Here is a 789-nt window from a genome sequence, read left to right on the forward strand (position 1 = left end):
AAATTTTGATGAGAATTTTGTCCTAAATTTTTCATCTTAATTTTGTTTCTTTTAAGTGAAGGACAAAATTTTCTTTATTAGCCTTTAAATTTGGCTAATCTAAACTTTGCAAAGCCCATTCTGCTTGCAGTTGCGAGTGCGTAGCACGAAGCAAAAAAGTTCACAATTTCGTTGATATGATTTCGCCCATTTGCAAACTCGAATTTGGCGTGTTTTACCCTATAATGTGCCTTTGCTCCTTCTTGCAAAGTTGCAAGACAAAACGAAGCAAAAAATCCACCAAGGCACCGTAGGCTTTGAAGCTTTTCTGTAAATCTCACTTTCTTCAAGCTCTGAAAAGTCCTTTATTATGGACTGCAACTCTTTGGCAGAGCAATGTTTAACGACATGCGTATAAACGCTAGCCTAGCGTTTTAGCATCCCTTCTTGCAAAGGGACGAGTGTGTAGCACGAAGTAAAAACACAGACGTTTTCTTGCCAGCTCCATGTCCACGCTTGCCACAAACACGCTTTGTGCCGAAATAACTTTCATCAACTTCTATTTCACCGCTGAGATTTTTTCACACTCTTTGGCTATCAAAATGCGAATTTTCCGTAGAAGTCTATTCATACAAACACGAGAAATTTTGCAAATTTGAGCGTCTTTTAGCCTCTAAATCAAGGCGCAAATACTTCAAAATTTCTTAAATTTCTTTTGAGACAATTCGGGAATGAATCATATACTTGTTTTTCATCTAACTCTTTATACCTTAAAGTGATATTGTATCAAATTAAAGTATCTTGAGCCAA

General features: G+C 36.6%; 1 pseudogene. It reads right to left on the reverse strand.

What is annotated here, in order from left to right:
• Positions 1-34: 34 nt before the first annotated feature.
• Positions 35-734: pseudogene (locus DMC01_RS15560) on the reverse strand (transposase); the annotation flags it as partial.
• Between the last annotated feature and the right edge of the window lie 55 nt (positions 735-789).

Origin of the sequence: Campylobacter troglodytis, from assembly GCF_006864425.1 — a bacterium.
Taxonomy (GTDB): Bacteria; Campylobacterota; Campylobacteria; order Campylobacterales; family Campylobacteraceae; genus Campylobacter_D; species Campylobacter_D troglodytis.